The organism is Stenotrophomonas sp. 05L44_2 (assembly GCF_056665995.1).
In genome coordinates this window covers 1-7,486 of the sequence record NZ_JBFTNR010000122.1, presented here as the reverse complement: position 1 = coordinate 7,486, position 7,486 = coordinate 1, and the positions used below count along the sequence as shown (strand labels likewise).

Genomic DNA, 7,486 nt, shown 5'->3' with positions numbered 1-7,486 from the left:
ACATCGGGCTGTGCGTCCAGCGAAGTGGCCAGTGCTTCGGCGCTGGCGACCTCGCGTACCTGCGCCAGCGGCAGACTCTGCCGCAACGACTGCACCACYGCCGAACGCAGCAGCGGATGGTCATCGGCGATCAGGATGGTGTATTCGCTCATGCGGCCATTGTACGGGCAGCGAACTGCCTCCGCCGGGCATGGCCCGGCGCTACCGGAGCACCAGTACGGGCGCTACCGCCCCGCCGGCTCCACGCTGCTGCGCCATGCATCCAGGAACTGGCGGCGCTTGAGCGCATCCAGGWAGACCAGCAGGCCGGGGCCGAGCTGGATCGGGCGACGGCTGCGGCCAGGGGCATCCCCGCCGCCTGCATCGCTGCGCACGATCGGCATCAGCCGCGCTTCCCGCGCGAGCACCTGCTGGCCACGTGGCGACAGCAGGTAGTCGAGGAAGCGCCGCGCTTCCTGCGGGTGCGCGCCGGTACGCGGAATCACCGCCGTACGCAGTACCACCAGCGTGTAGTCTTCCGGCTCGACGATGGCCAGCGGTGCGCCCGCATCGATACGCGCCTGCGCATACGAGCCCAGCACGTTGTAGACCAGCGACAACTGGCCGCTGGCCACGTGGTCCAGCAGCACGCCGGTGCGCTCCTCGCGCACCACCGCGTTGTCCCCCAGCGCACCAAGCAGGGCCCCGGCGATGCTGCCGCGCTGGGCGTCCTGGGTCGCCAGCAGGTAGCCCACGCTGCTGCGTTCGATATCGTAGGTACCGACCTTGCCGCGCAACGGCGCCCCTTCCGCGCGCAGCAGGTCCAGGAGCTGTCGACGCGTGTGCGGCGCCTTCGCGGCCGGCAGCCCGCGGGTGTTGTAGACCATCACCACCGGTTCGTAGCTGATGCCGAATGCCTCGCCACGCCATTGCGCCCACGCTGGCAGCGCCTGGGTCTGCAGCGAGCGGTGTGGCAACGCGTGGCCGTCGTTGACCAGCTTGGTCTGCAGGTCCATGCCGCTGGAAATCAGCAGGTCCGGCGACGCAGGCCCGCTGCGGTCGCGCAGGTAACGCGCGTACAGGTCCTGGGTGATGATGTCTTCGTACACCACCTCGCTGCCCGGATGCAGCCGCTGGTAATCGGCGATGACCTCGGCGAAGACCTCGATATCGGTAGTGCCGTGGATGCGCAGCTGCGCGGTGGCGGCGCCTTGGGCGGGGAAGCGGCGTACATCGCCCGGCGCGGCGAGTGCTGGCATCGCCAGCAACAGGGCAACAACAACGACGAACAGGCGGATCATGTGCTGCTCCGGGGCAGGCGGATGGTGGCGACCAGGCCACCCTGCGGTCGATTGCTGAGATCGATCTGCCCGCCATGGCTGTCGACCACCCGCTTGACGATGGCCAGGCCAAGGCCTGCACCGCCGGAGGGTGCGCCCTCGCCGCGCGCGAAACGCTCGAACACGCGTTCGGCATCGGCGGCGGCGATGCCGGTGCCGTGGTCGGCGATGGTGAGCACGGCCTGTCCGCCTTCAGCGGTCAGCGCGATCTGCAAGGGGCCATCACCGCCGTACTTCAGCGCGTTGTCGACCAGATTCTTGATGGCTTCGCGCAGCAGCAGCGCGTCGCCATGCACCTGCACCGGCTCGGCCGTCATCGCCAGCTGCACGCGCGGGGCGGGCCCTGCCTGCGGCAGCGCTTCATGCAGGGCCTGGTGCACGGTCTCGGCCAGGTCCACGGTGGCGAAGCGCTGCAGATGTGACCGATGGATCACGCTGGCATCGCTGAGCAGCTGGTTGAGCAGCCGGCTCATGTGGGTGGCGTTGCGCTCGATCGCCTGCAGGCTGCGCCGCATGTCTTCCGGATCGTCGTCGTCCAGCGCCAGCTGTGCCTGCGCACGCAGCGCGGCCAACGGCGTGCGCATCTGGTGCGCGGCCTCGGCCATGAACGCGCGCAGGGTTTCATTGCTGCTGGACAGGCGCTCCATGAAGCGGTTCAGCGCGGCCACCATCTGGTCCATCTCGCGTGGCACGCGCGCATCGAGCGGTTTCAGGTCGGACGGCTCACGGCGTGACAGTTCGCGCTCGACCCGCACCAGCGGCCGGAACGCGCGGTGCACGCCGAACGCCACCAGTGCCAGCAGCAATCCCGACAGCACGCCGATGGCCAACAGCGCGCGGGTGACCAGTTCCTGCGCCACCGCTTCGCGTGCACGCCGGGTCTGCCCCACCTGCACCTGCACCTCGCCCTGCGCGGAGGCCGCGGCAAAGCTGCGGCCGACCACCACGAAACGCACGATCTCGCCGCTGTAGGGCGCATCGAACAACTGCGGTTGCGTGCCCGGCCGCCGCGGCGACGCAGGCAGGTCACCGTAGCCGGTGATCAGGTTGCCGCGGCTGTCGGCGATCCGGTAGAACACGCGGTCTTCCGGCGCCATCGCCAGAAGGTCCAGCGCGGCATACGGAAGGTCCACCTGCCACTGGCCATCGACCAATGCCACCGAATCGGCGATCGACAGGGCCGACGACACCAGCAGATGGTCGTAGGAGCGGTTGGCGGCGCGCTGGCCGTAGTCGCGTGCAGCGAACAGCAACGCCACCGCGAACACCGCCAGCAACGCGCCCAGGTACAGCAGCAGGGTGCGCCGCAGCGACCCGGGGGCGGCACTTGCGCTGCGCGCGTCAGCCATCGGCATCGGCCGGGCCGTCGCTGGCTTCAAGCAGATAGCCGACACCACGCACCGTGGTGATGCGCAGCGGCGCGCCCGCCAGCTTTCTGCGCAGGCGACCGATGTACAGCTCGATGGCATTCGGCCCGGCTTCGTCATCGAAGCCGAACAGGCCATTGCCGATCTCATCCTTGCCCACCACCTGGCCCAAGCGCCCGACCAGGATCTCCAGCAACCGATACTCGCGGTTGGGCAGCTCGATCGGCTCGCCATCCAGGGTCACCCGGTGCGCAGCGTTGTCGAACTGGAAGCCGCCGATCTGCACCACTTCGCTGGCTTGCCCGCGTGCACGTCGCAGCAGCACGCGGCAGCGCGCTTCGAATTCACGGAAGTCGAATGGCTTGCCGAGGTAGTCATCAGCACCGACATCGAGTGCCTGCACGCGATCTTCGATGCCATCGCGTGCGGTCAGCATCAGCACCGGTGTGCTGTCACCACGCTCGCGCATGCCGGCCAGCACCCGCAGCCCATCCAGTTTTGGCAGGCCGATATCCAGCACCACCAGATCGAAACTCTGGTAACGCAGCACGCTGGCGGCGGCCAGGCCGTCGGCCTGCCAGTCCACCGCGTGACCACTGCGGCGCATGCGACGGATGATCGCATCGGCCAGGTCCGGGTTGTCTTCGACCAGCAGCAGGCGCATGGGCACAACAGTGGGAGGGGAAACGAATGCTACCGCATGGCGCCGCTGCGCTCGCCGGGCATGGCCGGGCGCTACCGATGCTGACCTGTTCCTCCGGTCATGGATCGGCGCCCCTGGGTGCATCGTCGCCGGGTAGCGCCGGGCCATGCCCGGGGAGCGCAGCGGAGACCATTTACGCTGCACCGCACAAACCGCTGACAGGACGATGACAGCTTGCGCGACACAGACTGCGGCCGCGCACCGTCCGGTGCCCACGATTGCCGCGCGCCTGGCGCGCACCTGGGAGGGTTTGTGGAATTGAGCATTGCCTGGCGGCGTCCTGCCGCCATGATGGCCCTGGCTGCGCTGGCCGCGCCGGCCTTCGCCGAAGACGAGCGTCCAGTGACCGCCACGGTGGGCGGCCGCCTGCACCTGGACTTCGCCACCTTCGACAACGACAACCGGGGTACGCCGAACAAGGACGACACCGAGATCCGCCGCGCCTGGGTTGACGTGTCCGGCAAGTTCTTCGTGGTCGACTACAAGCTGGAAGCCGATTTCTCCGGCGACCGTGTCGAGGCCAAGGACGTCTACCTGAGCCGCAGCTTCGGCGATGCCGGTCGCCTCACCGTGGGCCAGTTCAAGCAGTATTTCTCGCTGGACGACCGCACCGGTTCCAACTACGGCAGCTTCTTGGAGCGCGGCAACGCCGGCACCACGCTGGCGCCGCTGTACCGGCTGGGCGCCTCGTGGCAGGCCAACCCGGGCGATTTCACCTGGGCGGCCAGCGTGTACAGCCTGGAGAGCATCGATGCCTGGCAGGTCAAGGGCCGCGCTGCGGGTGGACGCGTTACCTGGGCGCCGTCACCCAGCGAGGGCGACGTGCTGCACCTGGGCCTGTCGCTGGCCCGCGAGGCCTATGACAACCCGGGCGGCAACGGCACCCCGGGCCTGAAGATCCGTCCGCGTCCGGCCGGCCATCTGTCCGACGAAAGCCGCCTGACCCTGGTCGACTTCTCCGCTGGCCGCGATACCGACGTCAACAAGTGGTCGCTGGAATATGCGCAGGTGCGCGGCCCGCTGTCATGGCAGGGCGAGTTCAGCGGCGCCACCTTCGATGATGGCGCCCAGCGCGGTGACGTGATGGCCGCCTACGGCATGCTCAGCTGGTTCGTTACCGGCGAAAGCCGCGCCTACGACCGCAAGACCGGCCGCTTCGCCCGGGTCAAGAACATCCGCCACAAGGCCGGTGCCTTCGAAGTGGCCCTGCGCTACGACCAGATGTGGGGCGCGCAGCACCTCGATGGTGCGCCGGACCTGCGCCGTGGCAGTACCGAAGGCTGGACGCTGGGCGGCAACTGGTACCTGCGCGACAACCTGCGCTTCATGCTCAACGTGATCGAAAGCCGCAACCGCGACCGCCTCRCCGGCGCCACGGTGGATCGCACGCGCGCGGTCACCGGGCGCCTGCAGTTCGACTTCTAACGCGTTTTCCCCGGGCACGCACGCTCGGGCCCCTTCCACGTCCCACGTCCTGTTTCCTCTAGGAGTCCGCAGATGATGCTGAGCATCCTCGGCTTTGGCATGGTCATTACGTTCATGTACTTGATCATGAGCAAACGACTGTCGCCGCTCGTTGCCCTGATCACCATTCCCATCATCTTCGCCCTGATCGGTGGCTTCGCCGCCGGCATCGACGAGATGATGCTGGAAGGCATCAAGAAGATCGCGCCGACGGGCGTGATGTTGATGTTCGCCATTCTCTACTTCGGCGTGATGATCGATGCAGGCCTGTTCGATCCGCTGGTGCGGATCATCCTGCGCTTCGTCAAGGGCGACCCGATGAAGATCGTGCTTGGCACCGCCGTGCTGGCGATGCTGATCTCGCTCGACGGCGATGGCTCGACCACCTACATGATCACCGTCTCGGCGATGCTGCCGCTGTACCAGCGGCTGGGCATGAACGCGCTGAACATGACCTGCGTGACCATTCTCGCTGGTGGCGTGATGAACCTGACCCCGTGGGGCGGCCCGACCGCGCGCGCGGCCACCGCACTGCACGTGGATCCTGCCGATGTGTTCGTGCCACTGATTCCCTCGATGGTGATCGCCTGCGCTGGCGTGCTGCTGCTGGCCTGGTACCTGGGCCTGAAGGAGCGTCGTCGCCTGGGCGTGGTGACCCTGCCCAAGGGCGGCAGCTGGATGGACAACAGCGTGTCCGATGACGGCAACACGCTGCCGACCGTGGAAGACGCCGAAGACACCAAGCGCCCCAAGCTGCTGTGGGTGAACCTGGTGCTGACCCTGGCGCTGATGAGCGCGCTCATCATCGGTGTGCTGCCGATGCCGGTGTTGTTCATGATCGGCTTCGCCATCGCGCTGGTGATCAACTACCCGAACCTGGCCGAACAGCGCCGCCGCGTGGTCAGCCATGCCGGCAGCGTGCTGTCGGTGGTGGCGCTGATCTTCGCCGCAGGCATCTTCACCGGCATCCTCAACAACACCGGCATGGTCGAGGCGATGTCGCACAGCTTCCTGGCGATCATCCCAGACAGCTGGGGCCCGTACCTGGCGGTGATCACCGCCGTGGCCTCGATGCCGTTCACCTTCTTCATGTCCAACGACGCSTTCTACTTCGGCGTGCTGCCGATCCTGTCCGAGGCSGCCGGCAACTACGGCATCACCCCGGTGGARATGGCCCGCGCSTCGCTGGCCGGGCAGCCGGTGCACCTGCTCAGCCCGCTGGTGCCTTCCACCTATCTGCTGGTGGGGCTGGCCAAGGTTGAATTCGCCGACCACCAGAAATTCACCCTGAAGTGGGCGATCGCCATTTCGCTGCTGCTGATGATCGGCGGCCTGTTGTTCGGGCTCTATCCCTTCACGGCCTGATTTCCTTACCAAGGAGCGTTCTGCAATGACTCTTCGCATCGCCTACGTCACCAGCGGGATGGGCAGTGTCGGCACTGCCATCTGCCAGAGCCTGGCCCATTCCGGCCATACCGTGGTCGCCGGCTGCGCGCCCAACTCGCCGCGCAAGGCCAACTGGCTGCGCGAGCAGCGCGAACAGGGCTTTGATTTCATCGCCTCCGAAGGCAACGCCACCGATTGGGCGTCGACCACCGCGGCCTTCGCCAAAGTGCGTGCCGAGGTCGGCGAGGTGGACGTGCTGGTCAACAACTCCGGCGGCAGCCGCGACCTGCTGTTCCGGCAGATGACGGTGGAGGACTGGAATGCGGTGATCGCCTCCAATCTCAATTCGCTGTTCAACCTGACCAAGCAGGTGGTCGATGGCATGGCCACGCGTGGCTGGGGCCGCATCATCAACATCGGTTCGGTCAGCGCCCACAAGGGCCAGATCGGCCAGGTGAACTACGCCACGGCAAAAGCCGCGATGCACGGTTTCAGCCGTGCGCTGGCCGCTGAAGTCGCCTCGCGCGGGGTCACCGTCAACACGCTGTCGCCGGGCTACATCGCCAGCCAGGCGATCAGCAGCTTCCCACCGGACGTGCTGGATCGACTGGCCGCGTCGGTACCGGTGCGGCGCCTGGGTCGCCCGGAAGAAGTGGCCGGCCTGTGTGCCTGGCTGGCTTCGGATGAAGCCTCCTACGTGACCGGTGCCGACTATCCGGTCAACGGTGGCCTGTACATGGGCTAGCCCTCTCCGCGCAGGGCGTGGGTCTGCTTCCCTCCCCCGGCAGATTCACGCCCTGCGCGGCTTCCCCCACGACGCCGTTCGTTGGTTTTCCGTAAACAAGGTTTCATGTTCCGTTCGCATAGTGGCCGTGCACCACGCCCCCGGGCCGGTGACCATCCCCCATGCAACGGACCATCATGCAGACCCGATACCTGACGATCGCCGTGGCGATCGCGCTTTCCGCCGCCAGCGCCCATGCCGCTGAAGCCACCGACGCCACCGCCGATACCGCGCTGAGCGCGCAGACGCTGGATACCGTCTCGGTCATCGGCCAGGGCGAGACCCGCCAGGTGCAGCGCATCACCACCGTCGACAAGCAGGTGCTGCCGCCGGGTACCAGCGGCCAGAAGATCCTCGACCGCCTGCCCGGCGTGTCGGTGCAGTCCAACGATGCATTCGGTGCCAATGAGGAATCGCAGACCATCAGCCTGCGTGGCTTCGACAAGAGCCGCCTGGGTTACAC

Annotated in this window: 7 protein-coding genes and 1 pseudogene; 4 read left to right on the top strand and 4 right to left on the bottom strand. The window is 67.2% G+C overall.

Annotated elements, in window-relative coordinates:
* The 4 genes from AC1VAN_RS06300 to AC1VAN_RS06285 all read right to left on the bottom strand — a co-directional run.
* A partial coding sequence (locus AC1VAN_RS06300) for a response regulator (protein WP_480985474.1) occupies nt 1-152 on the bottom strand: 152 nt, incomplete at its 3' end.
* A gap of 72 nt (nt 153-224) precedes the next feature.
* Nucleotides 225-1,280, bottom strand: coding sequence for an ABC transporter substrate-binding protein (locus AC1VAN_RS06295; RefSeq protein ID WP_480985472.1), 1,056 nt, complete (start codon nt 1,278-1,280; stop codon nt 225-227).
* The gene (locus AC1VAN_RS06290) at nt 1,277-2,668 is read right to left on the bottom strand and encodes a sensor histidine kinase (protein ID WP_032975453.1); all 1,392 of its coding nucleotides are present in this window, start codon (nt 2,666-2,668) and stop codon (nt 1,277-1,279) included. Before AC1VAN_RS06290 ends, AC1VAN_RS06295 begins: the two co-directional genes overlap by 4 nt.
* Complete coding sequence (locus AC1VAN_RS06285) at nt 2,661-3,350, bottom strand: response regulator transcription factor (protein ID WP_025874118.1); 690 nt, start codon at nt 3,348-3,350, stop codon at nt 2,661-2,663. Before AC1VAN_RS06285 ends, AC1VAN_RS06290 begins: the two co-directional genes overlap by 8 nt.
* A gap of 327 nt (nt 3,351-3,677) precedes the next feature.
* Here AC1VAN_RS06285 and AC1VAN_RS06280 point away from each other — a divergent pair, with 327 nt between their 5' ends.
* The 4 genes and pseudogenes from AC1VAN_RS06280 to AC1VAN_RS06265 all read left to right on the top strand — a co-directional run.
* On the top strand, nt 3,678-4,814 hold the full coding sequence (locus AC1VAN_RS06280) for an OprO/OprP family phosphate-selective porin (RefSeq protein WP_480985473.1): 1,137 nt from the start codon (nt 3,678-3,680) through the stop codon (nt 4,812-4,814).
* Nucleotides 4,815-4,889: 75 nt separating this feature from the next.
* Entirely contained in the window at nt 4,890-6,218 is a 1,329-nt protein-coding gene (locus tag AC1VAN_RS06275; RefSeq protein WP_025874116.1) for a CitMHS family transporter, read from the top strand.
* A gap of 25 nt (nt 6,219-6,243) precedes the next feature.
* Nucleotides 6,244-6,984 (top strand): acetoacetyl-CoA reductase, encoded by a 741-nt coding sequence (phbB, locus tag AC1VAN_RS06270; RefSeq protein WP_442252359.1) that lies wholly within the window; start codon nt 6,244-6,246, stop codon nt 6,982-6,984.
* Nucleotides 6,985-7,160: 176 nt separating this feature from the next.
* Nucleotides 7,161-7,486: pseudogene (locus AC1VAN_RS06265) on the top strand (TonB-dependent receptor); the annotation flags it as partial.